Genomic DNA, 23,470 nt, shown 5'->3' with positions numbered 1-23,470 from the left:
TCCTGTGTTTAAATTTTTATGGGAAAATTCCCCAAGTTTTTCGTCATGGTTCGAATGATAGTGAAGTTCTACATATAAATTACAAAAGATCAACTCCGAACTTGGTCTTGAGAGTTATTGCTTTACATTTATTTGAGTGAAAAACCAACAGGAGTGAAAGCTTGCCGTTTTTTACCATGCTACGCTTAATTGCTTTAATATTTTTAATATATGGATGCAATATGAAATCGTTATTGAAATCTGCCATGGCTGTGGTTTTGTTTGGTTCTTCGGTGTCAGTTAGCATGGCTGCCACCCTCGAAGAGCAGGTCAAAACACTATCCGAAAAGGGATGGCAGATTGGTGTATCTATATTAGATATGGATGATAAATTGATTTCTATTAATGGAGATAAACGCTTTCCATTAGACAGCACGGTAAAAGCACTTGCTTGTGCGAATGTTTTAGCAAAGGTTGATGCTAAAAAACTTAGCTTAGATCATTCAAAAACGATTCAGCAAAAAGACCTTGTTACTTATTCGCCAGTCGTCAAAGATTATGTAAATAAAAAACTGACGATCAAACAGGCTTGTGAAATTACAACTGCATATAGTGATAATACGGCAGCAAACTTTGCTATAGAGGCTGGTGGAGGACCAGCAGGTCTAACTTCATTTATGCGTTCAATTGGTGATGAAGTGACAAGATCCGATAGATATGAACCAGATCTTGTCATTAATCCCGAAGGTGATATGCAAGATACAACCAGTCCCAATGCTATGAATGCCAGTATGAAAAAGTTATTGATGGGCAATGTGTTATCTAAAAGCTCAAAAGCGCAATTAAAAGATTGGATGATAGGAAATAAAGTTGCAGACAATATGTTAAGAGCTGTTTTACCTAAAGGGTGGAAAATTGCAGATCGCACAGGCGCCAGTGATTATGGCATCAGAGGTTTAACATCAATGGTATGGTCGGAAAGCCATGCGCCTGTATTTATCAGTATTTATGTGAGAAAAAGTGAAACTTCTCTAGATGAACGCTCAGAAGTAATTAAACTTTTAAGTGATCATATTGTAAAAGAGCATTTGATTAAATAAAGAAGACTATTCATTAGATCAGTCAGATAGTCCTTATTAGAGGGCTATCTATTTCAATAATTGCTTTTGTGCGAACAGGAGCTGATTCTCAAATAAAAGCATATTTTATCCTAAAAAACGGATAAATAGGTTGTAAATTGAGCGTATGTCATTATTAATCCATATTAAACTTGCTTAATTAGCATAATGAGCCTATAAAGCTAACTCATCGGTGCGGGATGGAGCAGTCTGGTAGCTCGTCGGGCTCATAACCCGAAGGTCGTTGGTTCAAATCCAGCTCCCGCTACCAACCGATTTAATTAATTTTGCTCTTTGATGTATTTAAAGTTGCTATTCTGGAAAGAACAAATAGCAATTGAAATTAGCTTATATAATCCTAAATAAAGCTAAATATTATTAAATTCTAGAAACTCAGTTATCATCTCTTATCTGTCTAGCGTATAGTAAATAAAATCAATCATTTGAGCTCTTTAAAGAGTGATTGTGTGTTAAAAATTATTAATGAATGGCGTGTAGCCAAAGCCAGCAATGGCAATGAAATCTGTGTGCAAATTATCCCACTTAAACGTCAACAAAATACGTTGGAAGGTTTTAAATGGGTTGAGGTTGGAAAAAAATACTTTTAGATTCGGGTCTGGAAATTGATTTTAATTTAGATGGAAAAAGTTTCTATACTGATGTTAATCAGCTTTATCGATTGATATAAATAATTCACACATTTGTAGTATCTTTTTTTAAAAAGATTAAATGGATCAAGTCATTACTGAAACTTTGATTTGATCTTTAAGTAAAGTATAAAAGGTTTAAAATATGTCTAATACATCTACTGGTACAGTTAAGTGGTTCAACGAAACTAAAGGTTTTGGTTTTATTCAAGCTGATTCAGGTGAAGATTTATTCGCTCATTTCAGCGAAATTCAAAGCAGTGGCTTCAAAGTTTTGAGCGAAGGCCAACGTGTTTCTTATGTGCCTGGACAAGGTAAAAAAGGGCCACAAGCAACGCTGATCACTGTTATCTAACTCGTTTAGAACAGTAAAAAAAGCCTACTTCATGTGGGCTTTTTTTTTACTCAATTGATTCGAGCTTGAGTTTTCAATGCGTCTAGCAGCCTTGTATTCGAATATTGACTAAGAAATTAAAAAGCATCAGTTTTATAAAGTGGAATGACTACATTCTTTTTTAGCTTTGGCATAAGCGTTTCAATTAAAATGAGCGTAGATAATGAAGTCAAAAGCATCAACAAAACTTCTAGAGAATGACTTAATAGAAATAGTATCGTGTAAAACACAGAAAAGCATAGAAGACTGACCAAAAAATTTTTAAAATACAGTGTGATAAATACAGAGTATAAGAGTGAGGAAAAGAATAAATTAAAGTTTTGGTTCATTCCCATCTTGTCAAACACGATTATAACTAGAGAAATAATTATTACAGAAAGAGCAAAAATAAAAAAATTCTTGATGATATTCATTGTTTTTCCTCTAATTCAAGTTGAAAAGAAAATCCCCACCTTTAAGGGCCTCATCTCAAAGGTGGGGATTTGTATGTACACCATTTTTAAAGTAAGCCTATCTATTGGTTTTGTCGTCTAAAATAATCATGGCTAGAATTTTAAACTCAATAAAAATAATGGATTATCGAAATACTGGTGTATGAGAAAATTATAGTTATTCAAAAATCTAACGGTATAATCTTTGGCTTACATGATCATAAGAAATTTCGTACATTTGATTATTATTTAATCAATAAGTAATTCGAATTAAAATTTAATATTTATTTATATCAAATGCTTAATTTTAATTACTCTGGAGTTGCCAAAATTCCATTAATATTTTTTAACAGAAGTATGGCAGAAGGCATATGTAATGAAGTAAAAAATTAAAATAGTATTAAAAAACAAATGCATGTATTGTATTAGACAGTTTTATTGTAGTCGCTGATCCTATAGACTTTTAACTTTAGTCGGTAGGTTTAGCTTTTCCCTATTATATAATTTTATAGCTGGAAGTGATCAAAATGGAGTTCGTGAGAGTTTTATACGCAAGCAAGGCCACCAATATCTATCCAGATCTTAAACAGGATTTGATAAAAATCTTGGATACAGCTGTAGATTTCAATTCTAGAAATGAAATTACAGGCGTTCTTTACTATGGGCATGGATACTTTGTTCAGTGTTTAGAAGGGCGTAAGAGTAAAATTGACGAGCTTTTCTATGAAAAAATTTTAAAAGATGATCGTCATAAAAACTGCGAAATTTTATTTTATGAAAAATGTGATTTTGGACTTTTTAAACATTGGAACATGAAGTTTGCACCAATTAATAAAAGATTAGGGGATTTCTTCTTAGAAAACCATAGAGATGATTTTAATCCTTTCTTACTTACTACAAATTCAATCCCATCATTCATTGAGCTTCTAGCTTCAGAGTATGCGACAGAGCCATATGTTTTTGAAGTAAATGGCTAGTATCCAATTTTAACCGTGCATCGTACATAAGAGAAGAAAATGAAGATTCAGTTGTGCTATGCAAGTTCACGACAAGGTCTTGCTGACGATCTGATTGATGATCTAAGCAATATCCTGACTGTAGCAAGAGACTTTAATTCCAAGAATGCTGTATTTGGAGTTTTGTATTATGCAAATAATGCATTCTTCCAATGTTTAGAAGGGGAAGACTTTATTGTTTTACCTTTATTCGAAAGTATCAAAAAAGACGCTAGACATAACAGTATTATTGAATTTGAAGTTAAAAAAATTCAGAAATATAGTTTTAAAAACTGGTCTATGAAGTATGTTCAAAAAAGCTCGAAAGTCGATATTTTCTTTAATCGGTTAGGCTGTGAAGAATTTATCCCATCTGTTTTGAATGATCAAAATTTGAATGGATTGCTTGAAGCATTATTGAATGAAAATCAAACTCGCGTTCGTAAAAGAGTGGGTCTAAATCAAAGAGGTATTCACCCATATCTTTGAAAAATTGATTGAAGCTATGAGAGGATAGATTTTAGGTAAATGTGCAGTGTTTAAGTGGTTCAGGAATATCTAATTTTACCTATAGAGTTAATTTCAATGACCTTGTAAAGCTTGTTCTTATAATGAATTACTTTATTGACGTAGGCATTGTCTAGCTCATCCCATATATCAAAGTTAAAAAACTCGGCTGTTTCAGCATAAATCCATAGCCAATTTGAGACTCTATTCTTGTGGGTTGAATCGTACACGGAGTCTTGAACTTTTTGGAGCTTATGTAACTTTAAGTCTTCATCCTGAAGAACCACTGCATTAATCTTCAAAAAAATGCCTCTTAAAAAAGATTGGTAGTGGTAATTTTATACAATTCGAGGATAGAGTCACATTTCAGAATGTAAAATAATTTTTAAGATAAATTAGAAGATGTAACTGTCTATATCGAATTCTTATTTAAGCGCAGCTTTGTACTGTAAGTCTATAATTTGAAAGATCTTAATTTTTAGGAATCTCACATTTCCTCGGTTTCCTTACATTTGAGCTTTGTATACCTAAACTTTAAAATTAAGTTTCTTTATCAATCTGATTGTTCAGTAAGGTTTCTTGCAACGGTTGTGCGTGGTACACATTGTTAATTCCAAAAAAGTACATATTCATACAGAATATTCAAAAGAGACAAACACTATTTCCTTTCAAATCAAAGCAATTTTTGACAAAATAGCTGATGTCAGAAAGGTCAATTCAGGCATAATGACATTTAATCATTTTGCGTTTATTTTGCAGGAATTTTGCATGCAATATTTTAATCTCCTTATAAAACAAAATATTGGGACTTTTCTCTGATGACAGCACAATATAAGGTGTTATGTGTCTGTTTAGGGAATATTTGCCGTTCTCCAACTGCGGAAGCGATTCTCAGACATTATTGTGATGCACATGGCCTAAATGTCATAGTCGACTCTGCTGGAACAAGCAATTACCATCCAAATAAAGCACCAGATACACGCAGTCAGGCGCATGCGGTAAAACGTGGTTATGATTTGTCTACGTTACGTGCCAGACAGATTGTTTTAGCAGACTTTGTTGAATTTGATTTGATTTTAGCAATGGATCATGAAAACTTTGATGATATTCAAACACTCATGTCAAAGGCTGTGCAACAGTTTGGTAGGCATCAGATTCGCGCCAAGTTGGCATTGATGAGTGAACATGATCCGCAGTTTAGTCAACAAGCTGTACCAGATCCTTATTATGGTGGTGCAGATGGATTTAATCGAGTACTTGATCAGTGTGAATCCAGCAGCCAAGCATGGGTCGATATTTTTAAAAAGCAAATGAAAGTAGGGCAATAGGATTTAATTTAATATGCAGCTACAAGCGCAGGTTCAGCTTAAAAACTTAAATACATTAAATTTGAATGCGATTGCTTCACATTATGTGCAAATCAATCATCCAGATGATGTGATTGCGGCATTAGCATTTGCGGAACAGCAGCATTTAAACGTTTTGGTGCTCTCGGGTGGCAGTAATGTTTTATTGCCGCAGCAAGTACAAGCCTTGGTAATGCATTTAAATATTCAGGGCATTGAAGTCCTTTCTGAAGATGAAAATACCATTACAGTTAAAGTGGGTGCTGGGCAAGTATGGCATGACTTTGTTTTGTATAGTACGCAACAGCAATGGTTTGGATTGCAAAATCTTGCTTTGATACCAGGGTTAGTCGGCGCTTCACCTGTACAGAATATTGGTGCTTATGGCGTGGAAGCGGGTGAGTTTATTGAATCGGTACAAGTTTATGATCGTGAACTAAAACAGTTTGATTCGATCTCTGCGCAAGATTGCCATTTTGCTTATCGCCATAGTATTTTCAAAGATCATCCCAATCGTTACATCATTGTCAGTGTGACTTTTAAACTATTGAAACAAGCTGAGCTTAAACTGAATTATGGTGATCTTAAGCAAGCAGTAGGCGATACATTGACCGCAGAAAACTTACAAAATCAGGTGATACAAATTCGCCAAAGTAAATTGCCAGACCCGAAAGAATTCCCAAATGTTGGAAGCTTTTTTAAGAATCCAATTTTGGCACAAGTTGAATTTGATAAAATTACTCAACAATTTCCAAACATTCCGCATTATCCGCAGGCAAATAGCAGTGTTAAAGTGGCTGCAGGCTGGTTAATTGATCAAGCAGGTTGGAAGGGTAAGCAATTAGGTTCGGTTGGAATGTTTCATAAGCAAGCTTTGGTTTTGGTGAATTATGCTGAGGCGACTCTAGCGGATGTACAAAATACCTATCAGGCTGTACAAAGTGATGTAAAACAAAAGTTTAGTATTCTATTGGAACCTGAACCTGTGTTATACAGTGAACAAGGTTTGATTCAAGCGCATAGTGGGTGAAGAAATCTATGGCGAAAGTACATTGGATGGTCAGTTTAGTACGGGTAATTACCATATTATTCGTGCTATTAGGCTGTTTTGTACTTTTTTTATATTCACCTTTTTACTCACAGTTTGTTGTAAAAGGTTTGAATCGTTTTGTCCCTGTCGATGTCAATGAAGTGGCGGCACAAAGTCAACGGCCTGCAGCTTTAAGTGAACATGAAACGCTTGAACCAGGTTCTAATTTGTGGATTGCTCGTCAGGCCTATTTGAAGCTTATGGAAAAAACCTTTCAATCTGAAAAATCAGAGGATTTAAGGTTAATTCAAGCGCGTTATAAATTGCTGCAAGAATTGATTGCTGAAGAGCAAGAAAAAGAAAACCAATATGAGAAAAAGCAACCGAATATTCCATTAATGAGTGAACAGCAGCCTGATCAGGATCAGGAGAGTTCTGCAGTTGTGATCAATACACCATTGGACTTTTTGCAATGGAATACACCTGATAATCAGGCACTCATGGGGAAGTATATTGCCTTTTTAGAAACTTATCCGATCGCATTGCCTGTGAGCGAGGATGACAAAGATCAGACCAATAAAGACTTGATTGAACTCAAAAAAAACAAAGATAGTGCGGCCGAGCAACAAAGTATTTCGCAACCAAATGCAATCGTCGTATTGGGTGGCGGCTTGACGCTTGGGGCAAATGGTAAAGATATTGTTGTGAATAACTACACTCGCTTGCGCTTGGAAAAAACATTACAAGTCGAGAAGAAATATGCATTACCAATTGTACTGAGTGGTGTTGAAGCACCTTATATGCAAGCATGGTTAAAAGAACGTGGTGTTGAAGCGAAGCTACTTGAGAATCGCAGTATGAATACTTGTGAAAACTCTCGATTCAGTTCTTTATTGCTGCAAAAGAAAGGCGGTGCACCAACAGTGATCCTCATTACTGATGAATACCACATGCCGCGTACTCGTCGTTTGTTTGCCTTGAATGGAATTGAAACGATTCCTGTGGTTGCTCCGATGCCAACAACATTAACTCAATGGCGTCCAAGTGAACAAAACTATGATCATAGCCGCCGTGCGAACTATGAAATGCTGGCAACGATACGTGATATGTTATTTGGCTCAAGTGATTGTCGAGAGATACCATAATGTCCGATCTTCCATTTTTAAATCCGACAATTTTAAAACAACTGGATTTACCTGTACCCAATCGAGAGACAACGCCACAGGTGCTTGAACCTCTGGACTTATCTAGTGTCACTGAAATCTCGAAACCATTGCAAGCCTATCGTAAATTATATGGCTTACATTTATTGGATTGTGAGCATTGGCAGGGTTATGTAGAAATGCCATTGTTTCGCTTACATGTCCAAGTATTTCAGCCGAAACAACAAAAAATCCAAGGTAGCGTGTGTTTGCTACATGGTTATTTGGAACATAGTGGTATTTACCAGCCGATTATTAAAGAGATTCTAGATCAGGGTTTTAGCATCGTCACTTACGATCTGCCTGGACATGGTTTAAGCAATGGCTCACCAGCCAGTATTCAGAATTTTGATCATTATCAGCAAGTGTTACATGCAGTTTATGATGCCGTGCGTGGTGCGAAACAATTACCAAAGCCGTGGCTAGGGATTGGACAGAGTACGGGTGGTGCTATTTGGATGCATCACTTACTTGAATATGCAGAACGTAGAGAAGATCCTATTGTTGACCGTGTATTATTGTTGTCGCCTTTGATCCGGCCTGCGAAAACGGCTTGGTGGCATAACTCAGTTGGTCTAGGCATTATTCGTCGGATCAAAAGCCAAGTACCACGACATTTCCGCCGTAATAACCATAATCCAGAGTTTCTACGTTTTGTTCGTTTAAAAGATCCTTTACAACCTCGAATGATGGGCATGGACTGGATTTTGGCGATGTCAAAATGGATGCTGGAAATGGAACAACGACCTGCATGTCGTATTCCTGTGTGGCTCGCACAAGGTGCTTTAGATCAAACTGTAGATTGGCGTTATAACATTGAATATATTCGCCGTAAGTTTAGATTGCAGACGTTATTGATGCTGGAAGAGGGCTCGCATCAATTAATTAATGAACGTGCAGATATTCGTGCGGCATTGACGGGTTTAATTCCTGCTTTCCTGCATGCAAAACCAAATCACCATTACTATTAATTGTGCTTTTTTCGTTATTATTTAAATGATAGAATTTCTCATATCTTAAAAAAATATCAATAAATTAGATGTTTGGGGTAATAATGAAAATAGATACATTAAGGGTTTTTTGTGTCTTTATTTTGTTATGTTTTTCTTTTCCTGTTTTCGCACAAGAGTTATATAAGTGCGTAACCAGTCAGGGAACAACATATCAAAGTAGACCATGTGCAACAAAGACAGCACAAAGAACAGCATGCACAGGCTCAGTTGCGGACGGCTTTTCGGGTGATTGTCGTTCTATGGAACAGCAAAGGCAGCAAGGAATGTCTTATGAAAAAAATGCTTATACACAGGATTTAGCAAATAATAAAACTAGAACAGAAACGAGACAATCCGAGTTTCAACGAGCAATTGTTGAATTCCCTGAATGTAAACAGCGCATTATGGCTTTACAAAGATTTGCTCGTTATTCTGATCGTCGCTCTCAGTTAGTTGAAAATAACAGTCGATTTTATGCCGCAAGAGTTTGTACGGATGATGGCAGCGTATATGTGAGTTGTAATGCAGCCACCAATACATTGTTGACTCAGACTAGTCCGACTTGCCCATTGAAAAGGTAGATGTTTTTAAAGACATACATTGATAAATATTAAAAAATGGTAATTAGTCGTGAAAGCAGCATTTATTGTAATTGGGGTTATTTTTGCAACTTTTTTCTTGTTAAATCGTTGTTCTCATCGCGATGCAACATCAGATCAGTCCATTAATCATAATCCAATTGAACAAAGACAACAGGCTTTAGATCAAATCTCTTTATTGCAGCCGTTAAAGCAACACTTGCCCAAGGATTATGAAACACTACAGCAAACCGCGAATGCTTCAGTACAGCCAGAAGAAATGCTTGCTGCTGTAAGTAGCACATTGTGGTGGAAATTACGTGATATTGTCGAAAAACAAGCGGATGATGAAGGGCAAAGGTTATGGACAAAAGCTTATTTACAACAGCTTTATGATGCCAAACGTAAAGGGAATTGTTTTCCAATTGCTTTCCCTCTCTATGGTAAAACCAGTATAGATGAGCGAAAGGCATTACTGAGTTCAGCTACACAGCAGCAAACTGTAGCGGCATTAACATATATTCTAATGCATCAAGGAGCTCATTCTTCCATTGATCGTATGCAAGCTCCGCAGGCATGGGGACAGATTGCTGATAAATTACGTCAAGATTATGGTCAGGATGCTGACTTACTCAATGCTGGGGAAACAGCACAAGACAAGAATAAACAGTGTGAGGTGGTCATACGGACTTTTGAATATATTTTGTCTCTCCCCCCAGAAGAACAAGCTCCTGTGATTCGTTGGATGTTAAATAGGCATATTTCAGTGAGTGTTTTTTAAATGAAGGTTTTGATAAAAAAATGTATATAAATTTAAAAAACCAATTGGGTACGTTCACACTTCTATTATTCATGATGTTTAGCTTGGCTGCGTGTGGAAAAGTAGCCCATGAGCCTAAAGTTGGTGAATACGGGGAAAGTTTAGTTAATTCCGTTCTTTTAACGTCAAGTGAAATTGATGCATTGAATAAAGCTGTTATTGAAAAGCCAAAGGACACTTTTAAAAGGCCGAACATAGGTATTAGTTTTCAAGCAGATCACAGCAAAAATCCATATCGTTTTGTTATTGTTGCAAAAGGAGCGACTCAGCAACAGGGTAAAGTCGAGTTAAAATGGATCGGGGGTGTGCAGAGTGAATCCTCTAATGGTTATCACCCTGAGGTTTTTCAAAGTGATGATAAGCACTCCTATGATTTAAATGAGTCTCTATTATTGGTCGTTAGTTCCGATCCATTCTCGGTAAATGAACAAAATAACGGCATGATCTACAGTATTCATGCGGAACTAATGGAAGCTTCAAACATTCAGTTTAAGTCCGTTGAGGTTCAGGTCTGGCAGGGTAAAGGCTCGCAATATAATTGGACCTCTTATCTCAAATTTTTAGTGATTTTAATGGTTGTGATTTTCGGTATTTATCGTCTGGTAAGTCGCTAACTTGTAGGTATTAGATTAAAAACAAGCCACCTTGTGGTGGCTTGTTTTTCATTAAAATTGATTGGCATTTGCCATTTTCCACATACGATAGTAGAAATTCTCGTCATCATTTAAATCGCTGTGCAACAATTCATTTTCTTTTAAGAAGAAGTGGATCTGTGCATAGTTTTTGATTTCACGATCATTCATCCGCTGTGCCAAATGATGTGCTTTAATGTCGGATGGATGATGCAAACCTGCAGCAGCAATCATTTCAGATAAGGCGTGTAACGTGTTTTTATGGAAATTAAACACACGTTCTGCTTTGCTTGGAACATCAATCGCTTTTTGGCGATCTTTATCCTGCGTTGCAACGCCAACAGGACATTGGTTGGTATGACAGCTTTGAGCTTGGATACAACCTACCGCAAACATAAAGCCACGTGCGGAATTGACCCAATCCGCACCTAAGGCAAAGGTGCTGGCAATATCAAAGGCACTGATCATTTTACCACTGGCACCAATTTTGACTTGATTGCGAAGTCCTGCACCCACCAGTGTATTATGTACAAAGCGCAAACCTTCTCTGAGTGGTGTACCAATATAGTCACTAAACTCGATTGGCGCTGCACCAGTTCCGCCTTCAGAGCCATCAACCACCACAAAGTCAGGCACAATTTTGGTTTCGAGCATGGCTTTGACAATGCTCATAAATTGCCATGGTTGGCCAATACATAATTTAAAGCCAACAGGTTTACCGCCTGAAAGCTCTCTGAGTTTTTGGATGAAATGCATCATTTCAATTGGGGTGTTAAAACTTGGGTGCTTAGAAGGGGAAACACAGTCATGGTCTCTGGAAATGCCACGAATACGAGCAATTTCTTCAGTGATTTTATGCTTGGGCAAAATACCGCCGTGACCTGGTTTCGCGCCTTGGGAAAGCTTGACCTCAATCATTTTAATATTCGGATTTTTGGCTTGCTGTGCAAACTTGTCTGGATCAAATAAGCCTTCAGCGGTACGGCAACCAAAATAACCACTAGCAATTTGCCAGACAATATCGCCACCATGCTCTAGATGGTAGGGGCTTAGACTACCTTCACCTGTATCGTGGTAAAAGTTGCCTAAATGTGCACCTTTGTTCAATGCGCGAATTGCATTCGCACTCAGGCTACCAAAACTCATGGCAGAGATATTCATGATCGATGCACTATAAGGCTGGCTACATTGCGCATTACCAATCAGGACGCGAAAAGATTCTGGGTTCGCAGGTGGGCAAGGGGCAATTGAATGCACAATAAAGCGATAGTTTGGATCATAGACATCAATAATTGAACCGAACGGTTTATCAGCATTTTCATTTTTTGCACGTTGATAAACAAGGCTGCGTTGCATGCGTGAAAAAGGCAGGGCATCTTGATCTGATTCTATGAAATATTGACGAATTTCAGGGCGAACATCTTCAAAAAGAAAACGAAAATGTCCCAAAATTGGATAGTTTCTTAAAATGGCATGTTTCTTTTGCAGTAAATCGCGTAAACCAACAATGCTGAGTAATCCAGTGACTAACCAAAGACCGTTTAAAAGCGTATCGGATATAAAATAATAAATAGTATGTGGGGTATAGGTAAATTTAAACCAAGTAATGGTTAAAGCAGTAAAAATACAAAGAAACCAAACAGAATGTCTTGAAAAGAAAGTGTTAAGTAATTTATGTCTTATAGCTTGCGCTGGACTAGCCATCGGCAGGAGATTCCCATAATGAAGCAACTGACAAACGATGCCAAGAAGCTCACACAAGCTCAAGTAATGAATTGTTAGATATGAGAATTATTCTCTTATAAGCCTACTTATTTGATTCTTTATTGGAAAGTAACTTTCCTGTTTACAGCGGAAGATTTACTTGAATCCATGTTCCTAACACGATTACTATCTTGAATATTGGTAACTTTCATAAATATAGATGTACTGTATTCGAAAAGAAATTAGCGATATGCAGGTTTTAGGACTTAAAAATGAATAAAAAAGGTTCATCAATTACTCGAGTTTTAGACATTATTGAGGCAATTTCAACTGCAAAACATCCACCATCACCTTTAGATCTTTCGGTAGAGTTAGATATCCCAAAGCCAAGTATCCATCGTTTATTGCAAACTTTAGAACAAGAAAAGTTTGTGAAGACGGATATGTATGGTGGTTATATTTTAGGTGATCGCACCTATAAGCTGCTGATGAATGCTTGGGAGCAGGAACCTCGAAAGATGGAACGCTTGGCAATCCTGCAAAAACTATCTGATCAGATTAATGAAACCTGTGGTATCGCAATACTCAGTGATAATCAAATGCTCTATACCGACAGGGTTCAGGCGAATTGGCCGCTACAGGTTTATTTACCCGTTGGTGCGACAGTACCTTTGTGGTGTACATCGAGTGGAAAATTATTTTTAAGTTTTCAGCCTGTGAATCGCAGGAAAAATATATTAGAACATCTCCCGATTGTGCAACTCACCAAAAATACCATTACCGATCCAGTATTACTTGAAGAAAATCTGGAGCGAATTTTTTTGAATAAACTTGGAACTGATAATGAAGAGTTTATTTCAGGTATGGTGGCGTGTTCAGTCCCGATTCAAAGAGCAGGTACCATTGTCGCATGCCTATATGTGCATGCACCCACAATAAGAAAGTCTCTTGAAGATCTAGTGGCGTATGAGCCTTTGTTACGTCAGGCGGCAAGTGATTTAAATAAACTGATCGATGTATAAAAAGAGTGAGCTGAATGCTCACTCTTTTCTAGTAAGTAAATAAATTAGTTGAGTGTCGGCATTGAAAATTGAGCGCCTTCACGAACATTGGTACTTGGCCAGCGTTGAGTAATGGTTTTACGACGTGTATAGAAACGAGCACCATCTGGTCCGTAGGCATGTAAATCACCAAACAGTGAACGCTTCCAACCGCCAAAACTATGATAAGCGACAGGGACAGGAAGCGGAATATTGATACCTACCATTCCTACTTTAATATTATCGCTAAAATAGCGTGCGGCTTCTCCATCACGGGTATAAATACAGGTGCCGTTTCCATATTCATGATTGTCGATCAGGTCCATTGCCTCCTGCATGGTTTTTACACGGATGACTTGCAGTACGGGACCAAAGATCTCTTCTTTATAGCTGGTCATATTTGGTGTTACTTGATCAATTAGCGTTGCACCAACATAAAAACCATTTTCATAGCCTTCAGGCGCTGCATTTCGACCATCGACAATCACGCTGGCGCCTTGTTGTTCTGCACTATCAATATAGTTGACTACTTTGGCTTTATGTTGCGCCGTAATCACTGGACCAAAATCATTGTCTTTATTGGAATATGGACCATATTTGAGCAAATCGATTTCTTTGGATAATTTTGCAATCATTTGATCGGCAATGTCATCACCTACCGCGACTGCGACTGAAAGTGCCATGCAGCGTTCGCCAGATGAACCAAATGCTGCACCTAATAAAGAGCTGACTACATTATCTAAATCTGCATCAGGCATGACAATGGCATGGTTTTTTGCGCCCCCCAGTGCCTGACAGCGTTTACCTGCCGCAGTCGCGGTTTGATAGATATATTCTGCAATGGGTGTAGAACCGACAAAGCTAACAGCTTGAACACGTGGATCATGCAGCAAGGTATCAACTGCTTCTTTGTCTCCATTCACGACATTCAGTACGCCATCTGGGAGTCCTGCTTCTTTGAGCAGTTGGGCAATAAACAACGTTGATGAAGGATCACGCTCGGAAGGTTTAAGCACGAAAGTGTTTCCACACACAATGGCCATTGGGAACATCCACAATGGAACCATAACTGGAAAGTTAAATGGGGTAATCCCTGCAACAACCCCTAAAGGTTGAAACTCACTCCATGAGTCGATTGCAGGTCCGACATTCTTACTAAATTCACCTTTTAAAAATTCAGGGGCACTACAAGCATACTCAACATTTTCGATGCCACGTTGTAATTCGCCTGCGGCATCATGTCCGATTTTGCCATGCTCTTCACCAATCAGCTGGCAGATTTTTTCAGCATTGTTTTCCAGCAATTCCTTAAATTTAAACATGACGCGAGCCCGTTTGATCACTGGGGTATTGCGCCATTCTGGGAAAGCCGCTTCTGCCGCTGCAATTGCTTCCTCCACGGTTGTTTTGCTGGCAAGTGCGACTTCTTTTGTTTGTATGCCTAATGACGGGTTATAGATGGCTTGCGTGCGTGTATGTGCTGTATTGATTGCACCCTGAATAAAATGTCCAATGAGTTCCATGTGAATTTTTCCTCTGTTATAAAAAATGAAAGCGTTTATGCTGACCAAAGTTGTTGATACAAGCTGACCATTTGCTCAATCGTCGGCACAATAGGGTTATTGGATGGTGAACCTGAGGCAAGTGCTTGCTCGGCCATGGTCTGAACAACTTCATCAAAATATTGTTTGTCTACACCGAACTCAGCCAATGTGGGGACTTTCAAATCTTGATTAATCGCGATTAAGGTTTTTATGAGTTTTTGATTGGCGACCTCAATCGGATCATCTGCATGTGCACAACCTATTGCCTTGGCACAATCGGCATAGCGTTCTGGTGCTGCCTGAATAGAAAACTCTGTGATAAGAGGAAGCAGCATTGCATTAGATAAGCCATGCGGAACATGAAAGAAAGCACCAATGGGTCGGCTCATACCATGTACCAGTGCAACAGAGGCGTTTGAAAAAGCGATACCTGCCAAAGTAGAGCCGAGCATCATTTTTTCTCGTGCTAGTTCATTGTTGGGTTGGTGATAAACGATCTGTAAATTTGGACCAATCAGTTTCATCGCTGCAAGCGCTTGTGCATCGCTATATGGGCTGGCTTTCTTGCTGACATAAGCTTCGATGGCATGGGTAAGCGCATCAATGCCTGTATCTGCGGTTGTACGTGGAGGCAGAGATAGGGTGAGTTCGTAGTCGATAATCGCCGCGATTGGTAGAAAACCGAGCCCAGCACACAGCATTTTCTCACTGGTTTTATCATTGGTAATAATGGTAAAACGCGTGCATTCGGAGCCTGTTCCTGCTGTGGTTGGAATGGCAATGATGGGCAGACCTAGCTCATTGACTTGTCTAGGGAATTTATAATCAGAGATGTCCCCGCCATGTTTGCTTAAGATACTAATCGCTTTGGCACTATCAATCGGGCTGCCACCGCCAATCGCAATAATGGCATCATACTGCTGCGCCTGAATATATTTTACACCTGCTTCGATGGAGCTAGAGGTCGGCTCTGGAATGGTTTCAGCAAAATAGTCACTGTCTATATGTGCTGCTTTGAGTAGGTCTTGAATCTGCTGGATATAGCCAAGTGAAACCATCATTTTATCGGTAATAATCAGTGGCTTGCTTGCACCTAAGCTTTCTAGAATCATCGGAAGCTTAGCTCTCGCATTTTTTCCAATTTCCATAATCCTTGGAAGGTGAGTTGAAAATGACATTTTAATTCTCCGTATTAAAGTCAAAATTGATTGTTTTTAAAATGAACCGAATATTGTTCCCAATGTGATCACGCCACTTAGCGCAATCAATGGAATGATGACGGCGACAATGAACATGTCGTAATAAGATTGTTTATGGGTTAAACCACACAAGGTAATAATGGTAATGACAGCACCATTGTGAGGAAGTGAATCCAGTGCACCAGAAGCCATAGAGGCAACTCGATGCATCAGTTCCAATGAAATACCATGTTGAAAGGCCAAATCCTTATAGGTTTCTCCCATTGTATTCAGCGCAATACTCAAACCACCCGAAGCAGAACCCGTGATACCTGCTAATACATTGATCACGATTGCTTCTGAGATAAGTGGGTTGTTAGGGGCAATGCCGACAAGAAAGTCTCGTAAAATAATAAAGCCTGCCAAAGACGCAATCACTGAGCCATAACCGACTTCTGAGGCGGTATTAAAAATAGGTAAAAAAGATGAGGAAACACCTTGTTGAATTGAGTTTTTGATATCAACAATAGACTTCCAGTTGAGAACAATGATGCTTAAACAAGCCAGAACCAAGGCGCATATAATTGCCCATAATCCAATCACTGAATTAAGTGAGGTATTCCCAAATTGATCCGTTGCTAAATAGGCGGTATCCAGTGAAGGTAAGATCAGTTTAGTGAGGACTAAGTTGCTCACAATCACAATGAAAATTGGAATAAACGCGACCATAAGACTTGGTTTGGCACTCGTTGGATTTTGTTCAAGATGACTTTCGAGATGGTTGCCATATCCTTCGAGACTTAAATCCGCTTTTTTAACTCGCTGATTGAGCCACCACATGCCTGTGATCAAGATAAAGATAGATGCTAAAACACCTAAACCAGGTGCAGCATAGAGATCAGTATCAAAAAAAGGCATTGGAATTGCATTCTGAATAGCGGGTGTGCCTGGTAATGCGGTCATGGTAAAGGTGAGTGCACCTAGCATAATCGCTGCGGGGATCAGGCGTTTAGGAATGCCGAGTTCTTTAAATAATGCCGAAGCAATCGGAAAAACTGCAAAACCGACAACAAAAAGTGAAACGCCTCCATAGGTTAAAATTGCACAAGACAGCACGATTGAAAGCATCGCTCTATGATGACCAAGCTTTTCAACAAAGAAATTGGCTATGGTTTGTGCTGAGCCAGAATCTTCCATTAATTTTCCAAATACTGCACCTAGTAAAAATAGAGGGAAGTATTTGATGATATAACCGCCTAAACCTGTCATAAACACTTGGGAATAAAACCCAAGTAGTTGATCGCTGAGACCGCTCCATGCGACAGCAAATAATGCCAGTAAGGGTGCAAGTACGATTACGCTAAATCCTTTATATGCTAAATACATCAACAATATTAAGGACAAGACTATTCCAATTAGTCCTACCATTTTATACACCTGTTCTTGTAGTTTTGTATAATGATACGAAACGTATCATTATTAATGTATATAATTTAATCTAACTGAAGTCAAGTATCGAAATTAGCCTAAAGTAATTGGAAGGTTGGCTGATTTTATAAAAATAATTTTCGGGAGATGATGAATAGAAAACTTAGAAAAAGATAAAAATGAACTAATCATGTTTCTTTGGTGAGTTTTAGATTGCATGCGGTTTTTTTTCTTAAAAATAAATTAAAAACAAAGCCCTATAAGAAAATTATTGAGGAATCGTGTTTTAAAACTAGGAGTAAAAGAGAGTGATCAAGACCTTAGTGCTGATATGATCTAATTCAATATTTATTATTCACCCCACAACTTTTAATTGTTGTTTTGGTGGGGTGTTATGCTTTATGAAAGAATGTAGGAAAAAGTATTTCTCAAGGCAAAAAAATTACTCTAGCTCAAGCTGATAGTCATCTTTGGTGACTTTTATTTTAATCTTTTTATACTTTCTTTTATTCGGGTTCAAAGCCGAGTCAGTGACCTCCGTGGCAAAACTCGAATTTCCCATCAAGTCATAATAGGCCTTATAACCAATCAAGATCTTTTGCGGTCTACCACCATGTTCATGGCTATAGCTTTCAATGAGTTGAGTTAACTGTTCGAAAATCGAAGTTTGCGTCATGTCTAAAATATCTCATTCGCCTTTGTAAATCACAGGTTTAAGCTAATCGAACTTTGTTAAGGAAATAAGACAAGTAGTCTAATCACAATACATTTATTCGTATCAGCTTGAGACCATGGTCTGATTTAGTGATATTGCCAATTATTCTTTAATAGCGACCTTTATTGGCAGAGCCAAACAGCAATAAAATTACACATAACATAATTTAATTATGTATTGCATAAATTTAGACTTTCTTGTAGCATGAATTTATAGCTGAGAGCCAAGATTAAGAACGATGATTTCTTCATTTGGCTGACTCATGGACGGAAAGGGCTTAAACACGGATGCTTTTACATACTTATAAAAACACCTGTCGCCTTTTCTGATAACGCATGTATAGGTTGATGCTTTTAGACAGCTTTTTAAGCAATTGAAGAATAGGACCTATGCAGAGCATTAAACGGATGAATTTATCTAAATAAGGGAAACTAGATGGACATTTTAGATAACCCATTAGAATTATGTGGTTTTGCTTTTATTGAATTTGTTTCGACGGAAAACGGATTAGATCAGATCTTTGAGACCATCGGTTTTTCTAAAGTCGCAAAGCATAAGTCTAAAAAAGTTTATTTATGGCGTCAGGGTAATATCAACATTATCTTGAACTACCAGCCTGAATCTTATGCTTCATTCTTCTTTAAAGAACATGGTCCTTCAGCCTGTGCAATGGGTTTCAGAACTCGTGATGCAGCCAAAGCATTTAGCAAAGCTGTGGAGCTTGGCGCAGAGCCAATGTATTCACAAGCTGGGCCGATGGAATTAAATATCCCTGCGATTAAAGGGATTGGAGGCATGCCAATTTTCCTTGTGGATCGTGATATCTATGAAAATGACTTCGTTTTCTTTGATGATGCAGACAGAAATCCAAAAGGTGCAGGCCTGAACGAAATCGACCATTTAACCCATAACGTCTATAAAGGACGTATGGAGTATTGGGCGAACTTCTACGAGAAAATCTTTAACTTCCAAGAAATCCGCTACTTTGATATCAAAGGCGAATATACAGGTTTAACCTCGAAAGCCTTGACTGCGCCAGATGGCATGATTCGTATTCCATTGAATGAAGATTCAGACAAAGGTAATGGTCAAATTGCAGAGTTCCTGGCAGATTTCAATGGTGAAGGCATTCAGCATATCGCGTTTATTACCGATGACTTGCTTTCAACATGGGATAAATTAAAAGGGATCGGCATGCAGTTTATGACAGCACCGCCTGAAACCTATTATGAAATGTTGAAAGAGCGTTTACCTAATCATGGTGAGCCAACGGAAGAATTGCAAAAACGCGGTATCTTGTTAGATGGCAATACCAAAGATGGTCAGAAAAAACTGTTATTACAGATTTTCTCGCAAAACATGCTTGGACCTGTGTTCTTTGAATTTATTCAACGTAAAGATGATGATGGTTTTGGTGAAGGAAACTTTAAGGCATTGTTTGAATCCATCGAACGTGACCAGATCCGCCGTGGTGTACTAGAAGCAAAATAATTCAGCTCAACGCTTGAAATTAAAAAAGCCAAGAAGTTCGCTTCTTGGCTTTTTTATATGGATGAAAAATTAACGGGTTTGAATATATTGATTGATTGCTGCAACTTCACGTTTAAACAGTTCTAAGTTCTCGCTGCCTTCATGAACCGAGAAAAACATTTCACTGTCCAATGCCACAATACAAAACTCCATTGAATGATGCGCATTAAAGATCGGTAAGCCAACCGCATTAATCCCGACCAAAAGATCACCCTGAGCAATCGACATGCCATGTTGCAGAACATTTTCTTTTAATACTAAGAACTCATCCCAATCGGTCGGTCTAATCGGGTAATGGTTATGTGCTGCTTTTTCCCATTCCGCTTGCATGAGTGGTTTGATCATTGCTTCAGGCATATAAGAAGCGAACACACGACCCGCTGCTGAATTGACCAATGGCATGATCGAACCGACTTTAGTCACAATCGATATCGGATGATTGGATTCAATCGATTGAACCACTAAAGGTCCTTTAGGCGACCATTTACTGATTTGAATACCACAGCCAATCTTGTTTTGTAATTCATAAATCAGGTGCTGAACCAGCTGTAATACATCAGTATGCTGGATACAGTTCAAGCCTAAACGCCAAGCTTGATCGCCTAATGCATACTGACCATCAGTGAGTTGCTTGGCGTAATTCATGCGAATCAGACTGACCAGATAGCGGTGTACCTTGGCAGGATGCATATCCAGTTTGCTGGATAGGTCTTTTAATATAATGGGCTTGTTATGTTCCAAAAGGGCATTGAGCACGGCTAAGCCGACCTCAAGTGATTGAACCCCACCAGATAACTTTTCTTCAATCATTCAATAACCCTTAAGCTGCGTGCTTTCACGCCGTATTTGTTGCTGTCAATCATGGACAATTTACATCCAGCACATAATGCCTGAGCATTGGGCAAAATAGAAATCATCTTTTTAAATGAATCAAATCGGTGAATTGCATAAGCATACAATTGTTTTTAGAGCGATTGCACACTATTTTGCTGAGCCTACTATGCCTTAAAAACATACAGAATGCTTTAAATTCAGACCATAAAAAAGGCATTAGCATTTTACAATGCTAATGCCAAATTCATTGATGTGGATTTATGCACCGAGTTCATCTTCGTGTAAGAAGTGGGTATGGTGCGGTGCACGTTTGGTGCGACTCCACTCATCCAGCATTTCTAATTTCATTTCTTCAGTAATTCGTGCAATTTTAGCATCGGCATGGACATCATTATAGGTCAATTCCAGACGGTGACCATTTGGATCGAAGAAGTAAATCGAATGGAAGATACCATGGTTGGTGACTCCTAATACCTTCACATCATTGGCTTCGAGATGTGCTTTTGCTGCCATCAGTGCATCTAAGTCTTCTACTTCAAAAGCAATATGTTGCACCCATTGCGGTGTGTTTTCATCACGGCCCATATCTGGTTGAGTCGGCAGTTCAAAAAATGCCAATACATTGCCTTGGCCCGCATCTAAAAACAAATGCATGTACGGATCAAAGGCTTTGGTGGATGGCACATGGTCTTCTGCAAAGGCCAGAATGAAATCCATATGCAGCATTTTTTTGTACCATTCGACGGTTTCTTTAGCATCTTTACAGCGATAAGCCACATGATGAATTTTTTTAATTGCAAAGCTCATGATAAAACTCCTTTTATCTCTATTCCCAATCTGGTTGTTGTTCTGGGGTCGCATTTAAGAATGCGGGAAGGGTTAAGCAATGTTGATATATCGACTCAATCTTCGGAAAAGCACTTAAATCAATTTTAAAGCGCTTGGCGTTGTAGACTTGAGGAATCAAACAGCAGTCTGCAAAAGTCGGCTGTGAGCCAAAACAGAATTGCCCATTGGAATGCTGTAATTGCATTTCTAAGCTGTGAAAGCCTTCTAAAATCCAGTGTCGGTACCACAGCGTTTTTTGCTCGTTACTGATCGCAAGATCATTTTGCAGGTACTTCAACACTCTCAGGTTATTGATCGGATGAATATCGCAGGCAATGCTTTGTGCAAAGGCACGGACTTTGGCACGTTCAACTAGATCTTTAGGTAGCAGCGCTTTGGCTGGATAACGTTCTTCCAGATATTCCAAAATACTAAGCGACTGAGTAAAGGTCTGATCTTGGTCAAGCAGCGTTGGCACCAACTGACTTGGATTGAGGGCACGATAACTTGCCAGTTGCTGCTCATTTTTAACGAGATGCACTGCTTCAGTTTCATAGGGCAATGTTTTCAGGTTAAGTGCAATACGTACCCGATAAGCCGCGGAGCTACGAAAGTAACTATACAGTTTCATAGCGTTCGTCCTTTTGTTCATTAAAACGAAAGTGACGTGCTGGTAAAATGGTATTGGCAACTTCACCAAAGCCAACGCGAATTCCATCTTTTTCACAGTAGCCTTTCATCACAACACGGTCACCATCTTCCAAGAAGCCACGCTTTTCGCCGTTGGAAAGGTTGAGCGGTTTGGTGGTATTCCAAGTCAGTTCCAGTAAGCTGCCATAAGAGTCTTCAGTTGGGCCTGAAATCGTGCCTGAACCCATTAAATCACCCACTTGAACATTACAGCCTGCGATGGTGTGGTGAGTCAGTTGCTGTGACATTGACCAATACATATATTTGAAGTTGGTTTGGCAAATCACATCGGCTTGTTCTGACTGAGGTGTTTGCACTTCAACACTAAGGTGAATGTCATAGCTGTTTGCAGTGTTTTCTTGTAGGTAGCCCAATGGTTTTGGTTGTTGCTCTGGACCTTTAACTTTAAATGGTTCGAGTGCCTCCATCGTCACTACCCATGGTGAAATGGCACTAGCAAAAGTTTTGGCGTTGAAAGGGCCTAAAGGGACATATTCCCATTGTTGAATATCACGAGCTGACCAATCATTCAGCAACACCATGCCAAAGATATGTTCCCATGCGTTTTCAATGGCAATCGGCTCGCCCAATTCAGTTGCTTTACCCACTACAAAAGCGGTTTCTAATTCGAAGTCGAGTTTACGGGTTGCCGAGAACACAGGACGTTCTTCATTGGGTAATTTGATTTGGCCTGACGGGCGCACAATGTCTTTACCACTCACAATCACAGAACTGGCACGACCGTTATAGCCTACAGGAAGTTCACTCCAGTTCGGCAATAGCGCATTTTTAGGATCTCTAAACATGGTACCGACATTGGTGGCATGTTCTTTAGATGAATAGAAGTCGGTATAGCCAGGAACATGAATCGGTAAATGTAAAACTACATCTTTTTGTTTAAACAACACTTGCTGACGTAAATCGGCATGATCACGTAAGGTCGGGTTTTCTGCGGACAATAAGCTTTGCAAAGTGCTGCGAACCGTATGCCAATTCTGTTTGCCTGTTTTGATGAATTTATTCAGTGTTGGCTGATTAAAGCAGTTCGCTGTTGTGAGCTGTAATAAGCCTTTTTGTTCTAATGCCGCAAGGTCAAGCACCCATTCACCAATTGCAACGCCAACGCGTTTTTCACCTTGTGCGGTCTCGCTGAAAATGCCGTATGGCAAATTATGTATTGTGAAATCTGATTGGGCATCAATCTCAAGAAAAGAAGTTAAATGATGTGCCATGATTCGCTTTCCTTGTCTTTAATTCTGTTGGTCTAATCTGGTTGTTTAGGGATTATTTTATCTAAGCGATTGAAAG

23 protein-coding genes, 1 tRNA gene and 1 pseudogene are annotated in these 23,470 nt (G+C 38.7%); 15 read left to right on the top strand and 10 right to left on the bottom strand.

The annotated features are described in order from the left end of the window. Positions 1-221 precede the first annotated feature (221 nt). From bla to FPL17_RS06470, 4 genes and pseudogenes are all read left to right on the top strand, one after another. Positions 222-1,079: a class A beta-lactamase gene (bla, locus tag FPL17_RS06485; protein WP_159884048.1), complete on the top strand. Its 858-nt coding sequence runs from the start codon at positions 222-224 to the stop codon at positions 1,077-1,079. A 212-nt stretch (positions 1,080-1,291) separates the two neighbouring features. After that, positions 1,292-1,368 (top strand) — tRNA-Met (locus FPL17_RS06480). Positions 1,369-1,564: 196 nt separating this feature from the next. After that, positions 1,565-1,785: pseudogene (locus tag FPL17_RS06475) on the top strand (transposase). Positions 1,786-1,889: 104 nt separating this feature from the next. Next, on the top strand, positions 1,890-2,099 hold the full coding sequence (locus tag FPL17_RS06470) for a cold-shock protein (protein WP_005189149.1): 210 nt from the start codon (positions 1,890-1,892) through the stop codon (positions 2,097-2,099). Between the two features lie 116 nt (positions 2,100-2,215). Here the strand turns inward: FPL17_RS06470 and FPL17_RS18990 are convergent, their stop codons facing one another. Beyond that, positions 2,216-2,551 carry a hypothetical protein gene (locus FPL17_RS18990; protein WP_005203261.1) on the bottom strand — a complete coding sequence of 112 codons (336 nt, stop codon included), beginning with the start codon at positions 2,549-2,551 and terminating at the stop codon, positions 2,216-2,218. Between the two features lie 545 nt (positions 2,552-3,096). Between FPL17_RS18990 and FPL17_RS06465 the strand changes: the two genes are divergently transcribed. The 9 genes from FPL17_RS06465 to FPL17_RS06420 all read left to right on the top strand — a co-directional run bounded on the left by FPL17_RS06465 (position 3,097) and on the right by FPL17_RS06420 (position 10,653). Continuing rightward, entirely contained in the window at positions 3,097-3,546 is a 450-nt protein-coding gene (locus FPL17_RS06465; protein ID WP_159884046.1) for a BLUF domain-containing protein, read from the top strand. Positions 3,547-3,585: 39 nt separating this feature from the next. Further along, positions 3,586-4,053 (top strand): BLUF domain-containing protein, encoded by a 468-nt coding sequence (locus FPL17_RS06460; protein WP_005189133.1) that lies wholly within the window; start codon positions 3,586-3,588, stop codon positions 4,051-4,053. Between the two features lie 836 nt (positions 4,054-4,889). Then, entirely contained in the window at positions 4,890-5,399 is a 510-nt protein-coding gene (locus FPL17_RS06450) for a low molecular weight protein-tyrosine-phosphatase (RefSeq protein ID WP_159884044.1), read from the top strand. A gap of 13 nt (positions 5,400-5,412) precedes the next feature. Further along, complete coding sequence (gene murB / locus FPL17_RS06445) at positions 5,413-6,447, top strand: UDP-N-acetylmuramate dehydrogenase (RefSeq protein ID WP_159884042.1); 1,035 nt, start codon at positions 5,413-5,415, stop codon at positions 6,445-6,447. An 8-nt stretch (positions 6,448-6,455) separates the two neighbouring features. Continuing rightward, positions 6,456-7,592: a YdcF family protein gene (locus FPL17_RS06440; RefSeq protein ID WP_159884040.1), complete on the top strand. Its 1,137-nt coding sequence runs from the start codon at positions 6,456-6,458 to the stop codon at positions 7,590-7,592. Next, entirely contained in the window at positions 7,592-8,620 is a 1,029-nt protein-coding gene (locus FPL17_RS06435) for an alpha/beta hydrolase (RefSeq protein WP_159884038.1), read from the top strand. The genes FPL17_RS06440 and FPL17_RS06435 overlap by 1 nt, the downstream gene beginning before the upstream one ends. A gap of 83 nt (positions 8,621-8,703) precedes the next feature. Continuing rightward, positions 8,704-9,222, top strand: coding sequence for a DUF4124 domain-containing protein (locus tag FPL17_RS06430; RefSeq protein ID WP_159884036.1), 519 nt, complete (start codon positions 8,704-8,706; stop codon positions 9,220-9,222). Between the two features lie 49 nt (positions 9,223-9,271). Beyond that, positions 9,272-10,000 (top strand): hypothetical protein, encoded by a 729-nt coding sequence (locus FPL17_RS06425; RefSeq protein WP_159884034.1) that lies wholly within the window; start codon positions 9,272-9,274, stop codon positions 9,998-10,000. A gap of 71 nt (positions 10,001-10,071) precedes the next feature. Further along, the gene (locus FPL17_RS06420; RefSeq protein WP_420867268.1) at positions 10,072-10,653 is read left to right on the top strand and encodes a hypothetical protein; all 582 of its coding nucleotides are present in this window, start codon (positions 10,072-10,074) and stop codon (positions 10,651-10,653) included. A 51-nt stretch (positions 10,654-10,704) separates the two neighbouring features. Here the strand turns inward: FPL17_RS06420 and FPL17_RS06415 are convergent, their stop codons facing one another. Further along, positions 10,705-12,375 (bottom strand): FMN-binding glutamate synthase family protein, encoded by a 1,671-nt coding sequence (locus tag FPL17_RS06415; protein WP_159884030.1) that lies wholly within the window; start codon positions 12,373-12,375, stop codon positions 10,705-10,707. A 272-nt stretch (positions 12,376-12,647) separates the two neighbouring features. Here FPL17_RS06415 and FPL17_RS06410 point away from each other — a divergent pair, with 272 nt between their 5' ends. Continuing rightward, the gene (locus FPL17_RS06410) at positions 12,648-13,397 is read left to right on the top strand and encodes an IclR family transcriptional regulator (RefSeq protein WP_005315942.1); all 750 of its coding nucleotides are present in this window, start codon (positions 12,648-12,650) and stop codon (positions 13,395-13,397) included. A 44-nt stretch (positions 13,398-13,441) separates the two neighbouring features. Here FPL17_RS06410 and FPL17_RS06405 read toward each other — a convergent pair whose 3' ends face one another. From FPL17_RS06405 to FPL17_RS18930, 4 genes are all read right to left on the bottom strand, one after another. Beyond that, positions 13,442-14,938, bottom strand: coding sequence for a CoA-acylating methylmalonate-semialdehyde dehydrogenase (locus tag FPL17_RS06405; RefSeq protein WP_159884028.1), 1,497 nt, complete (start codon positions 14,936-14,938; stop codon positions 13,442-13,444). A gap of 35 nt (positions 14,939-14,973) precedes the next feature. Further along, complete coding sequence (locus FPL17_RS06400) at positions 14,974-16,137, bottom strand: iron-containing alcohol dehydrogenase (RefSeq protein ID WP_159884026.1); 1,164 nt, start codon at positions 16,135-16,137, stop codon at positions 14,974-14,976. A 36-nt stretch (positions 16,138-16,173) separates the two neighbouring features. Further along, positions 16,174-17,565 carry a GntP family permease gene (locus FPL17_RS06395; protein WP_159884024.1) on the bottom strand — a complete coding sequence of 464 codons (1,392 nt, stop codon included), beginning with the start codon at positions 17,563-17,565 and terminating at the stop codon, positions 16,174-16,176. 442 nt (positions 17,566-18,007) lie between these two features. Next, positions 18,008-18,241, bottom strand: a complete 234-nt coding sequence (locus FPL17_RS18930; protein WP_005189105.1) for a hypothetical protein — start codon at positions 18,239-18,241, stop codon at positions 18,008-18,010. A gap of 474 nt (positions 18,242-18,715) precedes the next feature. On the opposite strand from FPL17_RS18930, the gene hppD reads away from it, so the two are divergent. Beyond that, a complete protein-coding gene (gene hppD, locus FPL17_RS06385; RefSeq protein ID WP_005189102.1) occupies positions 18,716-19,771 on the top strand; it encodes a 4-hydroxyphenylpyruvate dioxygenase in 1,056 nt (351 codons plus the stop codon). A gap of 69 nt (positions 19,772-19,840) precedes the next feature. On the opposite strand, the gene FPL17_RS06380 is transcribed toward hppD, so the two are convergent. From FPL17_RS06380 to fahA, 4 genes are all read right to left on the bottom strand, one after another. Beyond that, the gene (locus FPL17_RS06380; RefSeq protein WP_159884022.1) at positions 19,841-20,620 is read right to left on the bottom strand and encodes an IclR family transcriptional regulator; all 780 of its coding nucleotides are present in this window, start codon (positions 20,618-20,620) and stop codon (positions 19,841-19,843) included. A gap of 282 nt (positions 20,621-20,902) precedes the next feature. Beyond that, positions 20,903-21,451 (bottom strand): VOC family protein, encoded by a 549-nt coding sequence (locus tag FPL17_RS06375; RefSeq protein ID WP_004653219.1) that lies wholly within the window; start codon positions 21,449-21,451, stop codon positions 20,903-20,905. A 19-nt stretch (positions 21,452-21,470) separates the two neighbouring features. Then, complete coding sequence (gene maiA / locus FPL17_RS06370) at positions 21,471-22,103, bottom strand: maleylacetoacetate isomerase (RefSeq protein WP_005189096.1); 633 nt, start codon at positions 22,101-22,103, stop codon at positions 21,471-21,473. Then, positions 22,090-23,394, bottom strand: a complete 1,305-nt coding sequence (fahA, locus tag FPL17_RS06365; RefSeq protein ID WP_159884020.1) for a fumarylacetoacetase — start codon at positions 23,392-23,394, stop codon at positions 22,090-22,092. Before fahA ends, maiA begins: the two co-directional genes overlap by 14 nt. Between the last annotated feature and the right edge of the window lie 76 nt (positions 23,395-23,470).

Source organism: Acinetobacter dispersus, from assembly GCF_009884975.1.
Classification (GTDB): domain Bacteria; phylum Pseudomonadota; class Gammaproteobacteria; order Pseudomonadales; family Moraxellaceae; genus Acinetobacter; species Acinetobacter dispersus.
Note: the sequence above shows the minus strand (reverse complement) of the source record. Positions and strands in the feature narration are given on the sequence as shown.

What these genes read in the sequence shown, in the direction of transcription:
- FPL17_RS06470 (WP_005189149.1), top strand. Translation starts at nt 1,890, where the DNA reads ATGTCTAATACATCTACTGGTACAGTTAAGTGGTTCAACGAAACTAAA.
- FPL17_RS06400 (WP_159884026.1), bottom strand. Translation starts at nt 16,137, where the DNA reads ATGTCATTTTCAACTCACCTTCCAAGGATTATGGAAATTGGAAAAAAT.
- fahA (WP_159884020.1), bottom strand. Translation starts at nt 23,394, where the DNA reads ATGGCACATCATTTAACTTCTTTTCTTGAGATTGATGCCCAATCAGAT.
- FPL17_RS06395 (WP_159884024.1), bottom strand. Translation starts at nt 17,565, where the DNA reads ATGGTAGGACTAATTGGAATAGTCTTGTCCTTAATATTGTTGATGTAT.
- FPL17_RS06420 (WP_420867268.1), top strand. Translation starts at nt 10,072, where the DNA reads ATGATGTTTAGCTTGGCTGCGTGTGGAAAAGTAGCCCATGAGCCTAAA.
- FPL17_RS06410 (WP_005315942.1), top strand. Translation starts at nt 12,648, where the DNA reads ATGAATAAAAAAGGTTCATCAATTACTCGAGTTTTAGACATTATTGAG.
- murB (WP_159884042.1), top strand. Translation starts at nt 5,413, where the DNA reads ATGCAGCTACAAGCGCAGGTTCAGCTTAAAAACTTAAATACATTAAAT.
- FPL17_RS06450 (WP_159884044.1), top strand. Translation starts at nt 4,890, where the DNA reads ATGACAGCACAATATAAGGTGTTATGTGTCTGTTTAGGGAATATTTGC.
- FPL17_RS06380 (WP_159884022.1), bottom strand. Translation starts at nt 20,620, where the DNA reads ATGATTGAAGAAAAGTTATCTGGTGGGGTTCAATCACTTGAGGTCGGC.
- FPL17_RS06440 (WP_159884040.1), top strand. Translation starts at nt 6,456, where the DNA reads ATGGCGAAAGTACATTGGATGGTCAGTTTAGTACGGGTAATTACCATA.
- hppD (WP_005189102.1), top strand. Translation starts at nt 18,716, where the DNA reads ATGGACATTTTAGATAACCCATTAGAATTATGTGGTTTTGCTTTTATT.
- FPL17_RS06415 (WP_159884030.1), bottom strand. Translation starts at nt 12,375, where the DNA reads ATGGCTAGTCCAGCGCAAGCTATAAGACATAAATTACTTAACACTTTC.
- FPL17_RS06375 (WP_004653219.1), bottom strand. Translation starts at nt 21,451, where the DNA reads ATGAGCTTTGCAATTAAAAAAATTCATCATGTGGCTTATCGCTGTAAA.
- FPL17_RS18930 (WP_005189105.1), bottom strand. Translation starts at nt 18,241, where the DNA reads ATGACGCAAACTTCGATTTTCGAACAGTTAACTCAACTCATTGAAAGC.
- FPL17_RS06405 (WP_159884028.1), bottom strand. Translation starts at nt 14,938, where the DNA reads ATGGAACTCATTGGACATTTTATTCAGGGTGCAATCAATACAGCACAT.
- FPL17_RS06460 (WP_005189133.1), top strand. Translation starts at nt 3,586, where the DNA reads ATGAAGATTCAGTTGTGCTATGCAAGTTCACGACAAGGTCTTGCTGAC.
- maiA (WP_005189096.1), bottom strand. Translation starts at nt 22,103, where the DNA reads ATGAAACTGTATAGTTACTTTCGTAGCTCCGCGGCTTATCGGGTACGT.
- bla (WP_159884048.1), top strand. Translation starts at nt 222, where the DNA reads ATGAAATCGTTATTGAAATCTGCCATGGCTGTGGTTTTGTTTGGTTCT.
- FPL17_RS06465 (WP_159884046.1), top strand. Translation starts at nt 3,097, where the DNA reads ATGGAGTTCGTGAGAGTTTTATACGCAAGCAAGGCCACCAATATCTAT.
- FPL17_RS18990 (WP_005203261.1), bottom strand. Translation starts at nt 2,551, where the DNA reads ATGAATATCATCAAGAATTTTTTTATTTTTGCTCTTTCTGTAATAATT.
- FPL17_RS06435 (WP_159884038.1), top strand. Translation starts at nt 7,592, where the DNA reads ATGTCCGATCTTCCATTTTTAAATCCGACAATTTTAAAACAACTGGAT.
- FPL17_RS06430 (WP_159884036.1), top strand. Translation starts at nt 8,704, where the DNA reads ATGAAAATAGATACATTAAGGGTTTTTTGTGTCTTTATTTTGTTATGT.